Annotated in this window: 18 protein-coding genes, 1 pseudogene and 1 riboswitch; of the genes and pseudogenes, 8 read left to right on the top strand and 11 right to left on the bottom strand. The window is 37.7% G+C overall.

The window, feature by feature from the left end; translation table 11 throughout:
• Nucleotides 1-8: 8 nt before the first annotated feature.
• From MKX39_RS02600 to MKX39_RS02590, 3 genes are all read right to left on the bottom strand, one after another.
• Nucleotides 9-1,829, bottom strand: coding sequence for an ABC transporter ATP-binding protein (locus MKX39_RS02600; protein WP_340771316.1), 1,821 nt, complete (start codon nt 1,827-1,829; stop codon nt 9-11).
• Complete coding sequence (locus MKX39_RS02595) at nt 1,813-3,549, bottom strand: ABC transporter ATP-binding protein (protein ID WP_340768166.1); 1,737 nt, start codon at nt 3,547-3,549, stop codon at nt 1,813-1,815. The genes MKX39_RS02600 and MKX39_RS02595 overlap by 17 nt, the downstream gene beginning before the upstream one ends.
• A gap of 108 nt (nt 3,550-3,657) precedes the next feature.
• Nucleotides 3,658-4,584 (bottom strand): DMT family transporter, encoded by a 927-nt coding sequence (locus tag MKX39_RS02590; RefSeq protein ID WP_340768164.1) that lies wholly within the window; start codon nt 4,582-4,584, stop codon nt 3,658-3,660.
• A gap of 131 nt (nt 4,585-4,715) precedes the next feature.
• On the opposite strand from MKX39_RS02590, the gene MKX39_RS02585 reads away from it, so the two are divergent.
• On the top strand, nt 4,716-6,728 hold the full coding sequence (locus tag MKX39_RS02585; RefSeq protein WP_340768162.1) for an EAL domain-containing protein: 2,013 nt from the start codon (nt 4,716-4,718) through the stop codon (nt 6,726-6,728).
• Between the two features lie 202 nt (nt 6,729-6,930).
• Here the strand turns inward: MKX39_RS02585 and MKX39_RS02580 are convergent, their stop codons facing one another.
• The 5 genes from MKX39_RS02580 to MKX39_RS02560 form a co-directional block, all read right to left on the bottom strand.
• A complete protein-coding gene (locus MKX39_RS02580) occupies nt 6,931-7,380 on the bottom strand; it encodes a threonine/serine exporter family protein (protein WP_340768161.1) in 450 nt (149 codons plus the stop codon).
• Nucleotides 7,381-7,392: 12 nt separating this feature from the next.
• Nucleotides 7,393-8,160, bottom strand: a complete 768-nt coding sequence (locus MKX39_RS02575; protein WP_093535941.1) for a threonine/serine exporter family protein — start codon at nt 8,158-8,160, stop codon at nt 7,393-7,395.
• Between the two features lie 349 nt (nt 8,161-8,509).
• The gene (locus MKX39_RS02570; protein WP_340768160.1) at nt 8,510-9,703 is read right to left on the bottom strand and encodes an acyl-CoA dehydrogenase family protein; all 1,194 of its coding nucleotides are present in this window, start codon (nt 9,701-9,703) and stop codon (nt 8,510-8,512) included.
• A gap of 2 nt (nt 9,704-9,705) precedes the next feature.
• A complete protein-coding gene (locus tag MKX39_RS02565; RefSeq protein ID WP_340768159.1) occupies nt 9,706-10,863 on the bottom strand; it encodes a saccharopine dehydrogenase family protein in 1,158 nt (385 codons plus the stop codon).
• A 15-nt stretch (nt 10,864-10,878) separates the two neighbouring features.
• On the bottom strand, nt 10,879-12,357 hold the full coding sequence (locus MKX39_RS02560) for an aldehyde dehydrogenase family protein (RefSeq protein WP_340761398.1): 1,479 nt from the start codon (nt 12,355-12,357) through the stop codon (nt 10,879-10,881).
• A 160-nt stretch (nt 12,358-12,517) separates the two neighbouring features.
• Here MKX39_RS02560 and MKX39_RS02555 point away from each other — a divergent pair, with 160 nt between their 5' ends.
• Nucleotides 12,518-13,324, top strand: a complete 807-nt coding sequence (locus MKX39_RS02555) for a TIGR00266 family protein (RefSeq protein WP_093535949.1) — start codon at nt 12,518-12,520, stop codon at nt 13,322-13,324.
• Nucleotides 13,325-13,355: 31 nt separating this feature from the next.
• Nucleotides 13,356-13,466 (top strand): annotated as a pseudogene (locus MKX39_RS02550) (universal stress protein); the annotation flags it as partial.
• A 203-nt stretch (nt 13,467-13,669) separates the two neighbouring features.
• Here MKX39_RS02550 and MKX39_RS02545 read toward each other — a convergent pair.
• Together MKX39_RS02545 and MKX39_RS02540 are read right to left on the bottom strand one after the other, a co-directional pair.
• On the bottom strand, nt 13,670-14,185 hold the full coding sequence (locus MKX39_RS02545; RefSeq protein WP_340768158.1) for a DUF2798 domain-containing protein: 516 nt from the start codon (nt 14,183-14,185) through the stop codon (nt 13,670-13,672).
• A 292-nt stretch (nt 14,186-14,477) separates the two neighbouring features.
• Nucleotides 14,478-15,038: a TetR/AcrR family transcriptional regulator gene (locus MKX39_RS02540; protein WP_093535955.1), complete on the bottom strand. Its 561-nt coding sequence runs from the start codon at nt 15,036-15,038 to the stop codon at nt 14,478-14,480.
• Between the two features lie 206 nt (nt 15,039-15,244).
• Between MKX39_RS02540 and MKX39_RS02535 the strand changes: the two genes are divergently transcribed.
• From MKX39_RS02535 to MKX39_RS02515, 5 genes are all read left to right on the top strand, one after another.
• Nucleotides 15,245-15,445: a hypothetical protein gene (locus MKX39_RS02535; RefSeq protein ID WP_093535957.1), complete on the top strand. Its 201-nt coding sequence runs from the start codon at nt 15,245-15,247 to the stop codon at nt 15,443-15,445.
• Nucleotides 15,446-15,528: 83 nt separating this feature from the next.
• A riboswitch (SAM riboswitch) is annotated at nt 15,529-15,636 on the top strand.
• A gap of 84 nt (nt 15,637-15,720) precedes the next feature.
• Nucleotides 15,721-16,839, top strand: coding sequence for a methionine biosynthesis PLP-dependent protein (locus tag MKX39_RS02530; protein ID WP_340768157.1), 1,119 nt, complete (start codon nt 15,721-15,723; stop codon nt 16,837-16,839).
• Nucleotides 16,836-18,023 carry a cystathionine beta-lyase gene (gene metC, locus MKX39_RS02525; protein ID WP_093535961.1) on the top strand — a complete coding sequence of 396 codons (1,188 nt, stop codon included), beginning with the start codon at nt 16,836-16,838 and terminating at the stop codon, nt 18,021-18,023. The genes MKX39_RS02530 and metC overlap by 4 nt, the downstream gene beginning before the upstream one ends.
• Before the next feature lies 1 nt (nt 18,024).
• Nucleotides 18,025-19,131, top strand: a complete 1,107-nt coding sequence (locus MKX39_RS02520) for a 5-methyltetrahydropteroyltriglutamate--homocysteine S-methyltransferase (protein ID WP_340768154.1) — start codon at nt 18,025-18,027, stop codon at nt 19,129-19,131.
• A 262-nt stretch (nt 19,132-19,393) separates the two neighbouring features.
• A complete protein-coding gene (locus MKX39_RS02515) occupies nt 19,394-19,699 on the top strand; it encodes a hypothetical protein (protein WP_340768152.1) in 306 nt (101 codons plus the stop codon).
• A gap of 87 nt (nt 19,700-19,786) precedes the next feature.
• Here MKX39_RS02515 and MKX39_RS02510 read toward each other — a convergent pair whose 3' ends face one another.
• Nucleotides 19,787-20,935, bottom strand: coding sequence for an acyl-CoA dehydrogenase family protein (locus tag MKX39_RS02510; RefSeq protein WP_340768151.1), 1,149 nt, complete (start codon nt 20,933-20,935; stop codon nt 19,787-19,789).
• Between the last annotated feature and the right edge of the window lie 7 nt (nt 20,936-20,942).

Raw genomic sequence — 20,942 nt, 5'->3', positions numbered from 1 at the left:
ATTTCTCCTTAAGTCTTTGAATTCGTTAACATACTATAATATTTGCCTTTCTTTTGCAACAACTCATCTTGTGTACCCGACTCGATTAGTTTTCCAGCTTCCATCACGAATATTAAATCGGCTTGGCGTATCGTATTTAGTCGATGGGCTATTACAAAACTCGTTCTTCCCTCCATTAGTCGTTCAAGTGCCTCTTGGATTTTCATCTCGGTCACAGTATCTATACTCGATGTTGCTTCATCTAATAATAGTATTGCTGGATCTGCAATTAGCGCTCGTGCAATGGATAATAACTGCTTTTGACCTTGACTAATTTCGCCACCATCAGCTGATAAAATGGTGTCATAGCCATGTGGTAATTTCATGATGAAATCATGTGCATTCGCTTCTTTAGCAGCGTGTAACACTTCTTCATCCGTAGCATTTAATTTGCCATATCTAATATTTTCTCTTACCGTCATTTCGAACAAAAACGGATCCTGTAAAACAAATGCCGTTTGACTTCGTAGAGTATGTCTAGGCAACTCATCGATAGAAATCCCGTCTACTAATATGCGTCCACCATTTACTTCATAAAAACGCGCTAGCAGCTGCATAATGGTCGTTTTTCCAGCTCCTGTTGCGCCAACTAATGCGGCAGTTTTCCCTGAATCCACATGAAAAGATACATTGGAAATAGTCGGAGACTCATCATCTTTGTTGTAATAAAACGTTACATCTTCAAATGTTACATTTCCTTTCAATACATAATCTGCATTGTCTAGAGCAGCGTCGTCTTCAATTGGCTCATCCATAATAGCAAAAACACGTTCCGCACCTGCAATTGCAGACAATACCGTATTGAATTGGTTAGCTAAATCATTTAATGGACGAGTAAACTGCCTTGAATACTCCGTAAAAATAACAATCTCTCCTATTGTCACATGCCCATAATAGGCTAATAACCCACCTACAGCAGCAACTAGTGTAAAACTTGTATTATTCAATAAGTTCATCACTTTTGGTATAAAACCGGAGTAAGTTAAAGCCCAAAATCCAGTTCTCTTTAAGCGTTCACTTTTAATAGCAAACTCTTCTAGCATTCTTCCTTCTTGTGAGAAGGCTTTTACAATTCGTTGACCAGAAATTGTTTCTTCAATCATTCCATTTAGTTCACCGACTGCTTTTTGCTGTTCCTTAAATAATTTTGAGGTGCGCTTCGTTATCCATCTCATTGCAAAATACATAAAAGGCACAATGATAAGCGTCACTAAGGTCATAAGCGGACTCAATAAAAGCATGACAACTGTTGTCCCAACCAAAGTTAGAATACTTGAAAATACTTGGATAAAGGACGAATTTAAAGTTTGACTAACGTTTTCAATATCATTTGTCATACGACTCATTAACTCGCCGTGCTGGCGTTTATCAAAAAAGGACACGGGGAGCTTCTGTAAATGTTCAAATAATCCTGTACGAAGTCTAAATATTGTTTGCTGAGAAATGCCAATCATCCAATAACTTTGCAAATAAGTAGCAATAGAGAAAAACAAGTAAACGAAAAGTAATACTCCAATTATTTTGGAAAGACCGACAAATATACTTTTGGAGATATGGTCATCCACAATTACTCCGATTAGATATGGTCCAACTAAAGCTAATGCCGAGCTGACAACTACCATCAGAAGAACGATGACTAATAGAAAACGTTGTTCGTCTACTAAATTCCAAATCCCCTTTAAAACACCCTTCCAATCGGTAGCTTTATCCACCTTCTTTTTATGGTCTTTCTGTAAATCTTCTTTAGTAATAATAGGCTCATAGCCGAAAGGTTTACGAATGAAGTTCATCATGTTCGCCCCCCTCTTGTTGCGATTCCGCTATTGCTTTGTAAAGAGTGGAGTCCTTCATCAACTCATCATGAGTTCCATAAGCAGATACCTGGCCCTCTTCTAATAGTAAAATATGATCTGCGCCCTTTGCAGTTCGGATTTTCTGGGTAATAACAAGCATCGTTGCATTTTCTTCTTCAAGAGCTTCCCACAACGCATTTTCTGTTGAAACATCTAATGCACTTGTACTATCATCTAATAATAATATTTCTGGTTTCCTTACGAGTGCACGTGCAATGGATAATCTCTGTTTCTGACCTCCAGAGAGATTGACTCCCTTTTGCCCTACTCTCGTATTGTATTGGTCTGGGAATTGTTCGATAGATTCATGAATTTGCGCTTGATTAGCTGCTTCTCTCAGCAACTCTTCCGTCGCCGCCTGATCTCCCCACCCAAGATTTTCTTCTATACTTCCCGTAAAAAGGATAGATTGTTGAGGAACAAGTCCAATTATCTTTCTTAACTCTTTAAGTGGCCATTCTTTAACATCGATTCCGTCTATTAATATAGTTCCTTCTGTTGTATCGAAAAACCTCGGGATTAAATTGAGAAGCGTTGATTTTCCAGAACCAGTAGCTCCCATAATCGCAAGCTTGGATCCTGGTTGCACTTTAAATGAGACGTCTTTTAATACAGGTAAATCTGTCGTTGGGTAATGAAATGACACATGCTGAAACTCAATTTCTCCTATTCCCGGGGTCGTCCCTTCTGAGTCTTCATTAATAATTTCAATGCCCTCCTCGACCTTGAGCACTTCCTCCATCCGTTCCGATGATGCTTTTGCTCTAGAGAAGAAAATAATAATGAAAGCAAACATAGAAAAGGCACCTGTCATACGCATCGCATAGTTAATAATAGCTACTAGCTCCCCTAATTCCACGTCACCCGTTTGAATTTCTTTTGCTCCAAACCATAATACTGCCAATAAGCTGACATTCATTACAAAGAGCAATACAGGCAGTATTAACTCCATGATACGGAATGCTTTAACATTATCCACTTTTAAGTTATCTGCAACAGATGCAAAACGACTTGACTCAAAATTACCACGCAAATATGCTTTTATTAAACGTACCGCCTGTAAATTTTCTTGTATTTTCCTTGTGACCTGGTCTACCCTTTTTTGAACTTTACTAAATAATTTTAAGCCATTCCTACTCATTATGTATAAGAATACAACTAAAAATGGAGCACCTATTACTAAGAACATAGCCAAGTATGGATTCACTATAAAGGACATAATAATACTTCCTACGACTAGTAAAGGCGCTCGAAGCATAATACGTAATCCCATAAAAATTAAATTTTGTGTAATTGTCACATCAGTAGTTAAACGTGTGATTAAACTAGCTGTTGGAAACTTTAAAAAAGTAGCCATTGTAAAGGCTTGCACTTTTTTAAATAATGCCTGACGTATATCAAACCCATAACTTTGCACAATATGAGAAGCGATATATGTATTAATAATTCCTGCTAAGAATGCCAAAAAAGATATCCCGAGCATGATACTTCCCCAAAGAATAATAGCTTGCTGGTCCTCAGCCAAAATACCATCATCAATAATAATAGCAATTAGCAATGGTTGAACAAGCTCTACGGAAAGCTCTACTAACATCAACACTAAAGCGACAATAACCAATATTTTATATGGAGATAAATAAGAAAGAATTGTCTTCAAAATTAAAACACCCCTAGATTCTTCGATACTCGAATTAATTCTTGTAAAACCTATTATGCCATAAACTCTTCTGAAGACATAGAAAAAGATGACTTAATATTTTGAAAGTCATCTTTTACTTTTACGCATCCATTTAATTTCTCCTGCAATAGAGAGCCAGGTGACAAATAGAAGCATAATAATTACTCCAATATATTGCCATGATCCAAGTATTTGTCCAAACCAGAATACCGATATAATCATCGCGGTTAATGGCTCAATGCTAGAAAGTATACTTGTTTCCACTGCTGTTATGTATTTCATACTCGACAAAAACAAGATAAACGCAATGGTTCCTATTAGTATAATAATTACAACGATCAAGTTTATAGGAAATACAGTAAGATGTGTCCATTCATCTGATTTCCATACTTGGGTAACTCCTGCTAGCACTACCCCTCCTACTAACATTCCCCAACCTACAATAAGAAGAACTCCCCACTCTTTCATTAATCGAGCGGGATAGACGGTATAAATGGAAAAAGCTACACCTACCGCTAAGCCCCAAAGTAAAGCTTCTTTACTTATTAATAATACCTTCACATTTGCATTCGTTAACAACAAAAACAAACCGATTAGCGTGCCGATAATACCTATAATCTGATATTTAGGTGGAAATATTTTGTTCTTCCAAGATAAAAATAAAATGATATAGACAGGTCCTAGAAACTGAAGCAGTGTAGCGATTGATGCATTACTTGCTTCAATTGCAGCAACAAATGTATATTGAACACCTAACATTCCTAGCACGCTGAAAACAACTAATTGTTTAAGCCAACTAATATCTTTCCATATCAGAAATATTTGCTTACCAGTTATGGAGAGAAAAAATAGTATGCATAAACCGGCCGTTATTAAGCGGACCGTCAAAAAAAAGGAAACGGACAAATTTGTATTATTTAATATCCATTCCATCATGGGTCCGGTTGCCCCCCATAGTATAGACCCAAGAATTATAAGCAGTATACCTTTGGACCTTGTAAAATCATTTTTCATCAATTAAACACACCACTTTCGAAAGTACTTTTTACCCACCTGTTTATAAATAAATGAATATATGGTATTATACTAATGACTTTTAGAAACGAAATAAAAAAAATATTAGACTATTTAAGGAGGCCCTGTATATGTTTCTCAAGGAAGAATCTTTAGACCTAGGCAACACCTTTTTTAAACATTTGCCGACACCGAGTTTTATGACGGACAACAAAGGCAAGATCGTCTGGTGTAGCCAAGAAGCAGTAAAACAATTAGGTTACTCTATTAATGATTTACAAGACATGGATGTACCATTCTTTACAGACTATACACAAGGTCACATAACTGCAAATTGGGAAACTATTTTACAAACAGAGGATCCCTTTGAGATTAGTCCTGTAGTTCTATATTCAAAAGATAGAATAGCTATAAAAACTTCCATCGTAGCAAAGTCTTTTTCATGGCAAGACACGCGCTATGTATTATTTCAGATTAAAACAGATACAAAGGATCTCATGGAAGCATCTTCTTTTCATGAGCTTCAACTCATAAAAAAAGGATTGTCTAATTCCTACATGATCGTCTATATAGATCCCGAGGGACTAATCATGCATGCGAATGATAAGTTTTTGAAAAAGAGTGCCTGGACTCCTAAACGAATTGTCGGAAAATCATTTTGGCAGTTACTCCCGGACACCCCTGAACATATGGCAATTGGGAACCAAATAATTACGCGTCTTCGAGATGGAAAAGTATTTCAAGGATCCGTGGAGAAAATCACAAAAGACGGAACTACTTTTTGGGTGAATTTACTCGCTATTCCAATCCACAATACTCAAAATAATACTCCTTACTTTTTATTATTGGAAGATGAAATAACAGAAAAAAAATTAATGCAGACTAAACTTGAACAAATAGCTTATGTAGATACAGAAACAGGTTTGCTAAGCAGACATCGTCTAGAAGAAGTAGTAAATGAATATATTAATGAAAAAAAATCATTTTCTTTTGTGTTCATTGGCATTGATCAATTTTATACGTTAAAAGAAATTTTTAATGATCAAACAGAAACAAAAATGTTAAATGAGTTCACTAAACGATTAAAAATCTACTTTGAAGATTCTATTATAGCAAGATCTGGTAGAGATGATTTTGCAATAGTCACTCCTTTAAGTGACTGGTATATACAAGGATTTGCCAATTATTTAAAGCAAAATCCAATCTATTTAGACAGCAAAATAATCCCGATTACTGTTAGTGGAGCAATTACAAGGTATCCGGAAGATCAGCAATCTTACCTCCATTTATTAAAAGCAACTACTAATACAATTCAAAAGGTTAAATTAGAGGGGGGCAGTATGATTGCGACTCTTTCCAAATCTGACCATTCAAAACTTTCTCGTAAGGTTCAAATTGAAAAACGATTATTAGAAGCATTGAATCATCGTGATTTACATGTCATGTTCTTGCCTCAACAAGATGTCAAAACTGGAGCAATAACTTCTGTAGAGGCATTAGTTAGATGGGAAGATAGTGTATTGGGCACGGTCTCACCAGAGGAACTAATTCCTATCGCTGAGGAAACAGGATTGATCAATGAGATTGGTCAGTTTATGTTAGAAAAGTCTTGTGAGCAAGCTGCTATTTGGGCTCAAAAAGGAATGCCTATCAAAGTGAGCTTTAACTCTTCTATTCGCGAATTTAGAGATAAAAATATGGTAAAGACCATTCGAAAAGTACTTGAAAAGTACAAATGTTCTCCAGAACTTATCCAAATCGAATTTACGGAAAAATTTGCACTCGAAGCAGAAGCAGAAAAAGCAATTGTTCAGCAAATACAGAAGCTGCAGCAAGATGGAATCGTCTTTGTGTTAGATGACTTCGGAACAGGCTATGCTTCTTTACGATACTTGCAAATGTTACCAATTGGGAAGTTGAAGATAGACAAATCTTTCATAAATTCTGTAACTAAACAAGAAAAACTCGAGAAGCTTGTTCAAGGTTTGGTGCAATTTGGCCAATCATTAGACCTTCAAGTGGTCGCGGAAGGTGTAGAAAGTGCCGAACAGTTTGCTCTACTTAAACGAGTCGGCTGTGACGCAGTCCAAGGCTATTACATTAGCCCGCCAATTTCCGCAGAAGAAGTAGAAAAAATGCTATAAAATACGAAACATTTAAAGAGTCTGTCCCCAGGGCAGACTTTTTTTTACATTATTTTTCAGGTAATTACTTGCGGTCGCTGAGCATTTACTCGCTGTATTCATTCGGTTACTCGCTTTCGTTCTTCGATTACCAGCGCTCATTGGTGATATACTCGCGGACTTGAAAATTTAAAAACCGCGGGCAAAGACAAAGTCTCTTTGCTCACGGTTTTGTTTTTATTCTTAGAATTGCTTTCGTCCAAAGCTGTGTAATAATTTCAGCAAATACTAACCCCATTGCAATCGAGCCTGAAATCAGTAAAGCTAGAGAAGCAAATTCAAGAGCTAATGCATAATCTTTTTCCACAACACTTCTCATGGCATTATAAGCCGTGCCTCCAGGGACTAATGGAATGATTCCTGCAACACTAAAAATAATCATCGGCATTTTAAACTTTTTGGACATTATATGGGATACGAATGCAACGGTGAAGGCCCCTGCAAACGATGCACTCACCTGATCCTGATTTAACGAGTTCACATACATATAAACAATCCAACCGGTCATGCCCACTACTCCACAGTAAAACAGCGATTTCTTAGGTGCGTTAAATACTACTCCAAACGCTGCAGCTGCGATAAAACTTAAAATACCTTGAACTACATATATCAATTTGAATCCTCCCTACAGTGATAGTACTAGCGCGACTCCGGCTCCAATTGCAAACGCTGTGAGGAAAGCTTCTGCTCCCTTGGATAGACCGGACACAAAACTACCAGCCATTAAATCGCGGACTGCATTGGTGATGAGTAGACCTGGAACAAGTGGCATAACAGAACCAATAATGATGGTATCTATTTCACTTCCCAAACCAGTGGCAACTGAAATGGTTGCAATGACAGTAACCACAAACGCCGCAAAAAATTCCGCAAAAAATTTAACCCTCGTCCTTATCTCTAACCGATCTGCTATTGCATAACCAATTCCTCCTGCAAGTAAAGCAGTAGGTACATCTATTAGTTTTCCGGAAAATAATAAAAGAAATGCACCTGAAGCAATTGCCGCTGCAACTATTTGAATCCAAAATGGATAGGTTTTATGTTCATCTTCAATCTGTTTAAGCTCGCTATATGCCTCTTCAATTGTAATGTCTCTAAAAGCTAATTTTCTAGATACATTATTAACGGAGGCGATTTTACCTAAATCCGTCGTTCTAGCATTTATTCGTACTAATCTTGTTGGAAGGTTTTTATTCCCACTAAAAATGATCCCTGTTGGAGTGACAAAGCTTTGAGATTGCGTTAGTTCCTGTGAAATTGCCATGCGGTCCATCGTATCTTCTGCTCGATACGTTTCAGCACCACTTTCCATCATTAACCGTCCTGCAAGTAAACAGCTCTCCACTACCAATTCATAATCTGTATCCAATAAGGAACACCTTCTTTCTTCCATTTAAGCTAATCTTATAGAACCAACTATAAAAAAACAAATACTGATGAAACCTTTACTTTATAAAAAAACAAAGAAAGTGACTAAAATAGCCACTTTCAGACTTAATATTTTTCTAATATAGTTTATCAATATATATTCATATTATAACTTTTAAATTCATCCGTAGCAAATAGAGGCAATTATTATTCTTGTTCCTCCCGAAAATCACGCTTAGTGTTATAAATTATATAATAAATTAACTCCTATCACTTAGCGGGCTAGTTAGAAGTACTGGGTTATATTAAAGTTAAACTCCTGCCGAATAGATTCTTCGGGAGCTTTTGTTTATGGTCATGCTGCTACTAAAGCTTTATTCGTCAAATGGCCACTTCGGCAGCATATTGCTTAGCGTTTTGTCTTCTCGGTAACCGAGGACGTACTCTGCTTGCATAATTGTATGAATCTCTCGCGTTCCTTCATAAATAACTGGAGCCTTAGAATTTCTCAAATATCGAGCTACTGGATATTCATCGGAGTATCCATATGCACCATGTATTTGCACCGCATCATCTGCTGCCTTATTAGCAAAATCGCATGCCTGCCATTTTGCTAGGGATGTTTCTCTTGTGTTGCGCACACCTTTGTTTTTTAGTTCGCCTACACGGTATACGAGAAGGCGACTCATTTGAAGTCCGGCCTCCATCTTAGCAATCATCTGTTGAACAAGCTGATGTCTGCCAATCTCTTTTCCGAACGTTTGACGTTCTTTGCTATACTTCACACTTGCTTCCAAACAAGCTATTGAAAGTCCAACAGCTCCTGCTGCTACTGTGAATCGACCATTATCTAGGGCTGACATGGCAATCTTAAATCCTTCTCCCTCTTTCCCAAGAAGATTTTCTTTTGGCACCCGCATATTATCAAAAAATAGCTCTCCTGTATTTCCTGACTTAATGCCATATTTACCTTTAATCGCTTTAGATGAAAATCCGTCCAGTGTACGCTCCACGATAAACGCACTAATACCATGATGCTTTTTAGATTTATCGGTATAAGCAAAAACAATAAAATGATCAGCCACATCACAAAGGGAGATCCATGTCTTTTGGCCATTTAATATATAGTCGTCACCATCAAGTACTGCTACTGTAGACATCGAAGCTACATCTGAACCTGCACCTGGTTCTGTTAAACCAAACGCTCCAATTTTTTCACCATTTGCTTGTGGCAACAAATATTTTATCTTCTGCTCTTCTGTTGCCCATTGCATTAAGGTCATGGAATTTAAACCGGTATGAACTGAAACTGCCGTCCGAAAAGCCGTATCTCCGCGCTCCAATTCCTCACAAACAATAGCAAGAGAATTATAATCCATTCCACTGCCACCATATTTTTCAGGTATACAAACACCCATCAATCCAAGGTCTGCGAGTCTTTTCCAAATGGCAGGATCAAATGCACCGTCTAATTCCCATTTTGCCATATGAGGAATTATTTCATGATCTACAAACTGCCGAACTGTTTTGCGCAACAGTAGTTGTTCCTCTGAGAAGTCAAAGTTCATCTTTACTCACCTCTAGTACTAGATTCTTTTATTTCTACGCCTCTTGCTGCCATCTCTCTTATATATAATTCGCCAGGAACGATTAATTCAGGTGGATATACTCCCCGATTTTTGATGACGTTGTTACCAATCATTTGCGCAACAATGGAAATCGTATTTGCTGTAGCTCTAGCCATTGCTGTTTCACCTGATAGGGAGTCTTTTTTGGTCGCCAGTTCGTAAGTGAAGCTTGTAGGCATCCCATCTTTTAAACCTTCTACAATTACCCGCAGCAATACTGCATCCTCTTTATCCCCGAGTAATAACTGAGGTGTTAGGACTTCCTTTAATACATCTCGAGCCTTTACCATATTGCCATTCACATTAACAACTGTATTTTTGTTTGTTAGCCCTAAGTCTACGAGCAGTTTGAATTTTTCTGCATGTCCTTTATATCGAATCGTTTTGTATTCAAGTGTATCCACATTCGGAAAAGATTTAGGTAGAGTTGAAGTCCCACCTGCTGTATGAAATGCCTCCAGTTCACGATATCCTTCAAAAGTAATCGGTTCTACTTCTGAAAGTGAAGGAATTTCCTGAAGTTTCCCTTCTCTCACGACATGTGAAGCATCTGTGTAATGATCGAAGACCCCTTCCAATGAAAAAACAATATTGTAACCAAAAATCCCCTCTGGTTCAACTGGTATTCCACCGACATATAAACGAATAGCATTCACTTCATCAAGTTTGGAAGCTCCGTATCCAGCCAATATATTAATCATTCCAGGAGCAACACCTAAATCCGGAATTAGAGTAATCCCCTTAGCTTTAGCTTTTTCATGAAGCATTAATACGTGATCCGTTGCTCCTCCAATATGTCCTCCCAGATCAATAGAATGGATTCCCTCTTCTACAGCAAGCCGCGCTATTTTTTCGTTAAATGTATAAAATAATGCATTAATAATTACATCCGCTTCTCTCATGATCTTGCGTATGCTATCATCCTCGTTAGCATCTAGTCTCAAAACTTCAATCTTGGAGTTTTGCAATCTTTCCTTAAACATCTTCGCTTGACCTACATCTAGATCACATAAAAGAACCTTATCCACGTTTGGGCTTAACACTAAATCACGAGCTGCTTCTTTCCCCATTAACCCTGCACCTAATACAGCAACTATCATATAATTTCCCCCCTATTATTCTGTGTCTATTTGTGCGCGTTGTAATTTCCCACTGTAGTCTATATATATACTCTTCCATTCTGTATACACATCTAATGCTGCTACTCCTGAATCGCGATGTCCGTTTCCAGTCCCTTTTGTTCCTCCAAAAGGCAGGTGAATTTCTGCGCCCGTTGTACCTGCGTTAATATATACAATTCCAGTATCTAAATCACGCTGTGCACGGAATACTTTGTTGACATCATTCGAATAAATTGAGCTGGATAATCCAAATTTCACTCCATTATTTACTTCAATCGCTTCTTCTAGAGAACCTACTTCTATCAAGGAAACAACCGGACCAAAAATCTCCTCCTGCGCTATTCGCATATTTGGCTTCACGTTTGTAAATAACGTAGGGGCATAATAATTTCCTTTTGCCAACATACCCTCACTTAATATTTCCCCTCCAGTTAGGAGAGTTGCCCCTTCATCTTGTCCAATTTTTATATAGGAATGGATTTTTTCCAGAGCATTTTTATTAATAACTGGACCAATTTTCACCGTTTCATCTAGTCCATCGCCAATCGTTAGTTTTTCCATTTGTTCTAGGAGCATTTTTTCTAAGTCTTCTTTTACATCTTTATGCACAATAACTCGGCTACATGCTGTACATCTTTGTCCCGCTGTTCCAAAGGCACTCCATAAAATACCTTCCACTGCTAATGGTAGGTCTGCATCCTCCATGACGATTACTGCATTCTTTCCACCCATTTCAAGAGAAACTTTCTTTAAGTGACGACCACCAAGCTCGGCTACCTTACTCCCTGTTTCTGTAGAACCAGTAAACGAGATAACCTTTACATCTGGATGTTCGATCATAGCTGTCCCAACTTGAGAACCTGACCCAAAAACGACATTAGCCACTCCAGGTGGAAGTCCGGCTTCCTCAAAGATTTTAGCCATTTCATATGCCATCATCGGAGTTTCCGTTGCCGGTTTCCAAATAAATGCATTTCCTGCCACTATAGCGGGAAAGGATTTCCACGTAGCAATTGCCACCGGAAAATTCCATGGTGTAATGAGCCCCACTACTCCAATAGGTGAACGGACACTCATCGCAAACTTGTCTGCCAATTCCGATGGGGTTGTTTCTCCAAATAATCGGCGCCCTTCTCCTGCCATGTAAAACGCCATATCAATGCCTTCCTGAACTTCTCCGCGTCCCTCTTCAATTACTTTTCCCATTTCTTTTGTTAACACTTGAGCAAGGTGCTCTTTCTTTTCTTTCATTATCCTACCAATTTCATATAAATAATCTGCACGTTTAGGTGCAGGAACAAGTGCCCATTTTTTTTGTGCTTTTACTGCTGCTTCTACCGCAAGATTTACATCTTCTTCCGTAGATAGCCTCACCTCTGATAGCTGTTCACCATTTGCAGGATTTACCACTGGTGTATAATCTGCACCCTCGGAGTCTTGCCAATTGCCATTAATAAAGTTAGTTAATTTCATTTTATTCCCTCTTTTCACTTTTAAATGTAAACGCTTCCATTATTCATATATTCTATAAAATTTCATAAATCCCTTTAAAAATCTTTGGATATTTAGAATGAAACTTTTTCACCCTGCTTTCGTATAAATGGTAGAGAAAAATTTAAGGAGGAATTTGTTCATGAATAATCATGAAATTGACTACAAATTATACGGTGATGATATGCAATTTGTTGAAATCGAATTAGATCCCAAGGAAACAGTTGTTGCCGAAGCAGGAAGTTTAATGATGATGGAAGACGGTATTTCAATGGAAACTATTTTCGGCGATGGCTCATCGGGTTCTGCTGGTAGCGGCGGTGGTCTTATGGGCAAATTAATGGGTGCAGGTAAGCGTATGCTTACAGGAGAGAGTTTATTCATGACAACTTTCACTAATACAGGTAGTGGAAAAAGACATGTCTACTTTGCATCACCTTACCCAGGTAAAATTATTCCATTGGATTTAAGCCAATACCGTGGCAAAATTATTTGTCAAAAGGATGCTTTCTTAGCAGCAGCAAAAGGGGTTACGATTGGCATCGAATTTCAGCGTAAGTTAGGAGCAGGCTTTTTTGGTGGTGAAGGTTTCATCATGCAAAAACTAGAAGGTGATGGCCTCGCTTTCGTTCATGCTGGTGGGGCAATTCATAGAAAGTCTCTTCAACAAGGAGAAGTTTTACGCGTAGATACTGGGTGTCTCGTAGCAATGACTGCGGACGTTGACTACAATATTGAAATGGTCAAAGGAGTTAAAACAGCCTTATTTGGTGGAGAGGGATTATTCTTCGCTACTCTTCGTGGTCCAGGTACCGTATGGATCCAATCACTTCCGTTTAGTAGATTGGCTAGTAAAGTATTTGCAGCAGCTCCCCAAACACCTGGTGGTGGTTCAAAAGGTGAAGGTAGTATAACTGGTGGATTATTTGACCTGCTAGGTGGGAAATAAATCAGAATCCTTGAGAATGGCTTGCTTTTTAACTGGTCATACGCCAGTAGAACGCTATTTGATTGGTTCGGTATCTGAAGCAATCGTGCGTTCAGCTAAATGTGATGTATTAGTCATTCGTACACCTGGTTCAACAATATAAAAAAAGCGTCCAGACTTTCAAAAGTCTGGACGTTTTTTTTATAGGATTAACTTATTCACCTTTTAGGGAACCGACATTGGAGGATTACTTAAAAAAGTAGAGAAGCTACGTGACTGTATCTCGTAGCTTCTCCTGATTCATTTACCCTATTACAGAAAGCTTCATCTGATGTGTAAGTGCAATGTCCATGTACCTTACTTTACCTAGATACTTTGTGTATTTGTTTGAACTAATACTTTTCTATCTTGAGCTTCATGTATTTTAACCATTACAAAACGTGCAATAGGTTGAATAACCAAGCTTTCTAAGAATAGAGCTATTAAAAAGTTACGTGGCCAAATTTGGATAAAGTTAGTAAATATATTAGTTGTAAATCCATTCCCCATGATATCTCCAACAATAGTCATTGTAAATGACATACCTAAAACTGTGAACAGTGTACGGAACATAATACGAGCAGCAAAACCGTCTGTTGGTGAAATAAATTTAGATGCTAAAAATTCAGCAAAACGACCGATAGCTAACGGTTCAATAATCATCACAATAACCCAAATAATAGGCAACAGGATTAACATATCCATTGCAACCTCACTGTTAAATCCTCCAGCTGCAAGAATTATGTTGATTGATCCTATAAATAGTACTGATAATGTACAAATGATTGCGCCAAATATTGCGCCTTCTTTACCATTCTTTGGTAGTCTTTTATCTTGATGCATATCTTACTTATCTTCCTTTCAAAAAGCTTATTTAGACCTTGGCAATTAATATGAAGCAAAACAGTCGATTTTTATAATAGAGGATAACGTTATAGAGAGAAAAACTCTTTGAAGTGTCCATAATTTTTTCATTTAAATCCTATATGCAAACCATGTTAATGGGGTTTTTCGCTTGGATTAAAGCTAGTCCATAGATTCCTAAGTGCATTATTAAAAGCTGTTTCATTAAACAGCCGACAATTCCTACAATATTATAGAGTTACTGATCCTTTTTATATATTGGATTTCCTTTTCAGAAATTCTTTAATAAAGTTGGTAATAGTTTTGAAATTTTTATTAAGGGATTAGTTGATTGCTGAGTTAAACACAGCATCATTGCTCCTTCAATTGAAGCAGTCAATAATAATGAAATGGCAGTAGCCTTTTCAACCGAAAAACCATCGGCTAATAGTTTAATGTAATAAATTTGCTCTATATTTTCATACAAATCACTACAAGCGGTTCGGACAGGCTCACTCATTGTCGCCATCTCACTAACGATACTGCTAAATGTATAGCCAGTGATGGTCCCATCCTTTTCAAAACTACGAATTAATTTATCAATCATGGAAACTATGGCATCTTCAGTCGAAGGATGCTTACTGAAAATCACTTTAATATCTGTTGTAATATCTTCTTTTAAAGCATGTAAACAAGTTATTAAGAGTTCGTCTTTGCCATTTGGAAAGTGGTGGTAAAGGGCCCCTTTTGTAACGTTACATGCTTTTAGTATTTCTGTTAGTCCTACAGTTTTATAGCCTTTTTGTTGAAACAGTGTTGTAGCAGTTTCAATTATGAGTGATTTAGTATCCATATCTGAATTTCCTCCTAACATACCGACGGGTCTGTTTGTTAGTATAACAAATTTTTAACAACATTCTAGTATTTTGTTTATTTAAATAAATAGCAAAGCACCCAATACACCCTCGATTGTTTATCTCCCTTTCCTAAACCTTCATATAATATTACGAGGAGCATTATGCCTTATGTTCCTACAATACAAGATGGGAGGTGGATACGATGGAGTCTTCTACAGGATTATGGGTTGGTTTGTTAGGTATCGTTTTAGGGGTGCTAGGTTTCTTTTATGCTCCGCTTTGGCTAGGTGCTGGAGCAGTTCTTTTGGGGCTAGTAGCTTTAGCTTATTCTCACAAGTTAATAGTAGGTTGGATATCATTAATACTCGGAGTAATTGTTTTAATATGGACATTTTTGTTATGATGTTGAACAAAATGCATCTTGTTAAAAACACATCTACGTGTTAAGCTTATTTAAATTCAAAATTGTGATAATTTAATATATTTTTCTTATCCAGAGAGACGGAGGGATTGGCCCGTAGATGTCTCAGCAACCAGCCACGTTTAGGTATGGTGCTAATTCCAAATAGACGTTTGACGTCTTGAAGATAAGAAGACAAACTTCAATATTACTTGAGGGTTCTCTTCTTATTAGAGAATCCTCTTTTTTTTATTTTAATTGTAAAGGATGAGCATCTAATGTCAAAGAACAGTATCGATACACAGTTAGTTCAATTGGGCAACCATAGTGATGAGAAAACTGGTGCGGTAAATCCCCCTATTTATCTTTCAACAGCTTACAAACATAATGGGATCGGGCAGTCAACAGGATATGACTACACAAGAACTAAAAACCCAACTCGCGCTATTTTAGAAGATGGAATTGCAAAGTTAGAAGATGGAGATGCTGGCTTTGCCTGTAGTTCTGGCATGGCCGCTATACAATTGGTTTTGTCCCTTTTTCGCTCAGGGGATGAATTAATTGCGCCTGATGATTTATATGGTGGAACCTACCGGTTATTTAACCAGTATGCAGATTCTTATAATATTCGTACCACTTATGCAAAGTTTGAATCAGCTGAAGAAGTAACAGCATTGATAACCAAAAATACAAAAGCTTTATTTATTGAAACCCCAACAAACCCCTTGATGTTGGAAATTGATATCCAACTATTTGCTGAGGTTGCAAAAGAGCATAATCTACTTTTAATCGTAGACAATACATTCCTTACTCCTTACTTACAGCGACCTATTGAAATGGGTGCTGATATTGTCATTCATAGTGGTACCAAATATATTGGTGGACATAATGACGTTCTTGCGGGACTTGTCGTCTCGAAGGGTGCGGAACTTAGTGAACAGCTGCAAACTAATCATAATGCAGCAGGAGCCGTCCTTTCTCCTTTCGATTCTTGGTTACTCATAAGAGGATTAAAGACGCTTCATCTACGTATGAAGCAACATGATTTAAACGCTAAAAGGATTACAGAGTTTTTAAAGCAAGAGCCTGCAGTTAAAGATGTATTATATCCCGGGGTTGGTGGGATGTTGTCCTTCCGTTTACATAAAAGCGAGTGGGTTGCCCCTTTCCTAGAGAATTTGAAATTAATTGTATTTGCAGAGAGTCTTGGCGGTGTGGAAAGCTTTATCACTTATCCTGCTACACAAACACATGCGGATATACCGGAGATGGAGCGAATTGCACGAGGGGTTGATAATAGTCTCCTTCGTTTTTCGGTGGGAATTGAAGAGGTCGAAGATTTAATAACAGATTTACAACAAGTATTTAATACTTTAGAAAGTGAGGTTTTAAAATGAGTGATTTCAAAGAGTCATTGGAAACTAGTCTAGTCGTCGCCTCTACTCGTGGAAATTCAGAAATAAAAACGGGAGCTGTCAATGTTCCTATTTATTTATCCTCCACTTTTCATCAAGAAAACTTTGATAATTTCGGCCCTTATGACTATAGTCGATCGGGAAACCCTACAAGAGAAGCACTTGAAAAAACCATTGCGGAACTAGAGGGAGGAACTAGAGGACTTGCATTTGCTTCGGGAATTGCAGCTATTTCTTCTGCTTTTATGCTTTTGTCTTCTGGCGATCATATCGTTATTACAGAAGATGTATACGGCGGTACCTTTCGCTTTGTTACCGAAGTATTGCCTCGTTTTGGGATTGAGCACAGCTTTGCAGATTTTACTGACATCGATGCAATTACAAGAGCAATACAACCCAATACAAAACTAATATACATTGAGACACCCTCGAACCCTTGCTTGGGTATCACTGATATTCATGCAGTAGTAGAGCTTGCAAAGTCCCATGACTGTTTAACCTTTTTAGACAATACATTTATGACACCATTATACCAACGTCCACTGGACTTGGGAGTAGATGTCGTTTTACATAGTGCCACAAAATTTTTATCCGGACATAGCGATGTTATTGCAGGACTTGCAGTTACAAAAGATGATGATTTAGGTAATCGTTTAGCATTTATCCAGAACTCATTCGGTGCTATTTTAGGTGCACAAGATTCATTTTCTCTCATACAAGGGATAAAAACACTAAGTGTACGATTTGAAAAATCTGCTGAGTCTGCGAGAAAAATTGCCAACTATTTAAGTGGGCATGATTTAGTGGAAAAAGTATATTTTCCTGGACTGTCCACTCATCCAGGATTTGATACACATAACAGACAGTCGAGTAGTGCCGGTGCAGTTCTTTCCTTCCGTTTACCAAATAGATCCATTGCTAAGTCATTCGTAGAAAATATTAGGATTCCTGTATTCGCAGTTAGTCTTGGCGGAGTAGAATCCATCCTCTCCCACCCTGCTCAAATGTCTCATGCAGCAATGCCTAAAGCAGAAAGAGAAAAGCGGGGCATAACAGATGGCCTTCTACGTTTTTCCGTTGGATTAGAGAATGTTGATGATTTAATAGCTGACTTTGAACAATCGTTAGAAATAGCATCCAAACAACAGGAGAAAGTAGGAATATAAAATGTCAAAATCACTAGTTGTAAATACACCATTCAAAGCAGATCACGTAGGAAGTTTTTTACGACCAGCTCGCTTAAAAGAAGCTCGTCTACAATTCGAAAATAATGAAATAACTGCAGATCACTTAAAACAAATAGAAGATGAAGAAATTACAAAACTAGTCACCAAACAAAAAGATATAGGACTCCAGTCTATTTCGGACGGAGAATTTAGACGTAAATGGTGGCATTTCGATTTTCTTAGTGGATTTGACGGGGTAGAGTTTTATGAAACAGACAAAGGATTAACGTTTAAAGGTGTACAAACAAGAGCACATGGTATTAAAGTAACCGAAAAGATCCGGTTTAGCACGCACTATATGATTGAACACTTTAAGTTTCTTCAAGGAATAGTTGGTGAAGCTGTAGCTAAATTTACTATACCTAGCCCTAATATGTTATTGTACCGTGCTACTATTGAAGAGGGAGTTTATGCGAGCCAAGAAGAATTGTTTGCAGATTTAGTTGTTGCTTATCAAGATTTGATTCAAGCGTTATACGACGAGGGCTGTCGTTACCTTCAAATTGATGATACTTCTTGGGCAACTACTTTTTCTGAGGAAGGCATTGCTTCTTTAAAAGAAAAAGGGATGGAATTAGATGAGGCGTTAGCTTTATCGGCACGTGCCATCAATGAATCTATTGCAAAACGTCCCCATGATCTGTTAATTACTATGCATATTTGTCGAGGAAACTTCAAGTCCACATATATTACAAGCGGTAGTTATGAGTTAGTTTCGGAAACTATTTTTGCAAAACTAGATGTAGACGGTCTATTTCTAGAGTTTGACGATGAACGCTCAGGTGGATTTGAACCACTTCGTCACGTTACTCGTTCAGACTTATCAATTGTATTAGGATTAATCACATCCAAACATGGAGCTTTAGAGGATACAGAACTTGTCAAAAATAGAATTACTGAAGCCACTAAATATGTTCCTCTAGAACAACTTTGCTTGAGTCCTCAATGCGGGTTTTCTTCAACCGAAGAAGGAAACCTTTTAACGGAGAAAGAGCAATGGTCTAAAATTCATCATGTGATTCAAATTTCTCAGGATGTATGGAAGTAATGAGTTTTTAAATTAAAGGTGTGCATCCAGATAGTATGGATGCACACCTTTATAAATTTCTCGCTTTCTCATACTTCTATCTGCTTTGCTTGTACTACTAAACGATATTTATTAGATTTTGTTGGAGAGAAGTAGCTTTACTTAGATGTTACCTCCCCGAATTGATAGTATTAAACTTATTTAGTTTTACCTGCCATGTTTTAGGTAGGTTGCAATGGGTAAATATAGAGCAGAGGTTATAAACATGAAGGAGGAATTTAACATGGGTAGTCAACAGTATGAGCATGCAACAGATGAAGTAGTAGAAGAAACCGGTGCCTATACATGCGAAGCCGGAACTACTATAAGATTAAATAAGGGTGATAAATTCCCTTCTTGTCCGGAATCAGAAGTAGTTACTTATTGGAAGCATGCTGAAGGTCATCACCATAATTCAGGTGAACCAGTAACAGAAGCAGGCCGATATATAGATGAAGATGGTGATGAGTTAGACCTAGCAGAGGGTTCTACTTTTCCAAATTGCCCTAAGGCAGATACTCCTACACAATGGAGACATGCTGGAAACTAATTAATAACTAAATTAATTGAAGAAAAAACTTAATAAAGCTCGGCACAATGAAAATTAATTCATGTGCTGAGCTTTAACTATTTTAAACTATAAACCTAAGTTTTTTGAGATAATTACCTTCATTATTTCATTTGTTCCAGCGTAAATAGATGCAACTGGAATGTCTCGATATCTTCGTGCAATTTTGTATTCTTCCATATAGCCGTACCCACCATGTAGTTGCATACATTCAATTGAAATTTCTCTGGCAGTTTCGGTTAGCCAATACTTCGCCATCGATACTTTAGTAACTACATCTTCCCCTGCAATATGATCCTCTATTAGTGATTCCAAAAACGATTTGCCAAGTTCTATTTTGGTAGCCATTTCTACTATTTTGAACTGTGTGTTTTGGAAGGACGCAATTGGTTTTCCAAAAGCTTTACGAGACTTCACATAGTCCATTGTCATTTCTAACATGTCCTCTGATGCAATTTGAGCAGAGATAGCTACCACTAATCTTTCCTGCTGTAGTTTCTCCATCAAGTAACCAAAGCCTTTTCCTTCTAATCCGATTAAATTACAAACTGGAATACGACAGTCCTCAAAGTACAATTCGGATGTATCCTGTGCATGTAAACCAACCTTGTCTAACTTGCGCCCTTTGGAAAACCCAGGAGCCCCCTCTTCTACAACCACTAAACTTATACCCTGATGCTTCGGTTCTGCTTTTGGATTCGTCTTCACTACTACTAAAAATAGGTTGCCATTAATACCATTAGTGATGAATGTCTTTTGTCCATTTAAAACATAATGGTCTCCATCGCGGATTGCTGTAGTTTGAATATTAGCCAAGTCTGAACCAGCTCCTGGCTCGGTCATCGCAATTGCAGTGATAAAGTCGGCATTTATACAGCCTGGAAGCCAGCGTTCTTTTTGCTCCTGTGAACCAAAGGACTCTATATAAGGCACAACAATATCATTATGCAATCCGACCCCTACTAGACTTGAACCAACCCTTTCTAATTCCTCCGAAATAATTACTCCAAAACTAAAGTCTAAACCTAGCCCACCATACTCTTCCTCTACTTGTGGGCATAAATATCCCATCTCGCCTAATTTTCTCCAAAATTGCTTTGGAATTAATCTGTCCTTTTCCCATGAATCATAATGGGGGACAGCTTCTTTCTGTAGGAAATTTTGTAAAGATTTACGGAATATCACATGCTCTTCCGTCTCAAATCTATATCTGCCCATTATTAGA

It is taken from the genome of Psychrobacillus sp. FSL K6-1464 (assembly GCF_038003145.1).
Classification (GTDB): domain Bacteria; phylum Bacillota; class Bacilli; order Bacillales_A; family Planococcaceae; genus Psychrobacillus; species Psychrobacillus psychrotolerans.
This window is presented reverse-complemented; position numbering and strand designations above follow the sequence as displayed.

What these genes read in the sequence shown, in the direction of transcription:
- MKX39_RS02590 (WP_340768164.1), bottom strand. Translation starts at nt 4,584, where the DNA reads ATGAAAAATGATTTTACAAGGTCCAAAGGTATACTGCTTATAATTCTT.
- MKX39_RS02540 (WP_093535955.1), bottom strand. Translation starts at nt 15,038, where the DNA reads ATGGATACTAAATCACTCATAATTGAAACTGCTACAACACTGTTTCAA.
- MKX39_RS02575 (WP_093535941.1), bottom strand. Translation starts at nt 8,160, where the DNA reads ATGGAAGAAAGAAGGTGTTCCTTATTGGATACAGATTATGAATTGGTA.
- MKX39_RS02535 (WP_093535957.1), top strand. Translation starts at nt 15,245, where the DNA reads ATGGAGTCTTCTACAGGATTATGGGTTGGTTTGTTAGGTATCGTTTTA.
- MKX39_RS02530 (WP_340768157.1), top strand. Translation starts at nt 15,721, where the DNA reads ATGTCAAAGAACAGTATCGATACACAGTTAGTTCAATTGGGCAACCAT.
- MKX39_RS02565 (WP_340768159.1), bottom strand. Translation starts at nt 10,863, where the DNA reads ATGATAGTTGCTGTATTAGGTGCAGGGTTAATGGGGAAAGAAGCAGCT.
- metC (WP_093535961.1), top strand. Translation starts at nt 16,836, where the DNA reads ATGAGTGATTTCAAAGAGTCATTGGAAACTAGTCTAGTCGTCGCCTCT.
- MKX39_RS02515 (WP_340768152.1), top strand. Translation starts at nt 19,394, where the DNA reads ATGGGTAGTCAACAGTATGAGCATGCAACAGATGAAGTAGTAGAAGAA.
- MKX39_RS02545 (WP_340768158.1), bottom strand. Translation starts at nt 14,185, where the DNA reads ATGCATCAAGATAAAAGACTACCAAAGAATGGTAAAGAAGGCGCAATA.
- MKX39_RS02600 (WP_340771316.1), bottom strand. Translation starts at nt 1,829, where the DNA reads ATGAACTTCATTCGTAAACCTTTCGGCTATGAGCCTATTATTACTAAA.
- MKX39_RS02520 (WP_340768154.1), top strand. Translation starts at nt 18,025, where the DNA reads ATGTCAAAATCACTAGTTGTAAATACACCATTCAAAGCAGATCACGTA.
- MKX39_RS02555 (WP_093535949.1), top strand. Translation starts at nt 12,518, where the DNA reads ATGAATAATCATGAAATTGACTACAAATTATACGGTGATGATATGCAA.
- MKX39_RS02510 (WP_340768151.1), bottom strand. Translation starts at nt 20,935, where the DNA reads ATGGGCAGATATAGATTTGAGACGGAAGAGCATGTGATATTCCGTAAA.
- MKX39_RS02570 (WP_340768160.1), bottom strand. Translation starts at nt 9,703, where the DNA reads ATGAACTTTGACTTCTCAGAGGAACAACTACTGTTGCGCAAAACAGTT.
- MKX39_RS02560 (WP_340761398.1), bottom strand. Translation starts at nt 12,357, where the DNA reads ATGAAATTAACTAACTTTATTAATGGCAATTGGCAAGACTCCGAGGGT.
- MKX39_RS02585 (WP_340768162.1), top strand. Translation starts at nt 4,716, where the DNA reads ATGTTTCTCAAGGAAGAATCTTTAGACCTAGGCAACACCTTTTTTAAA.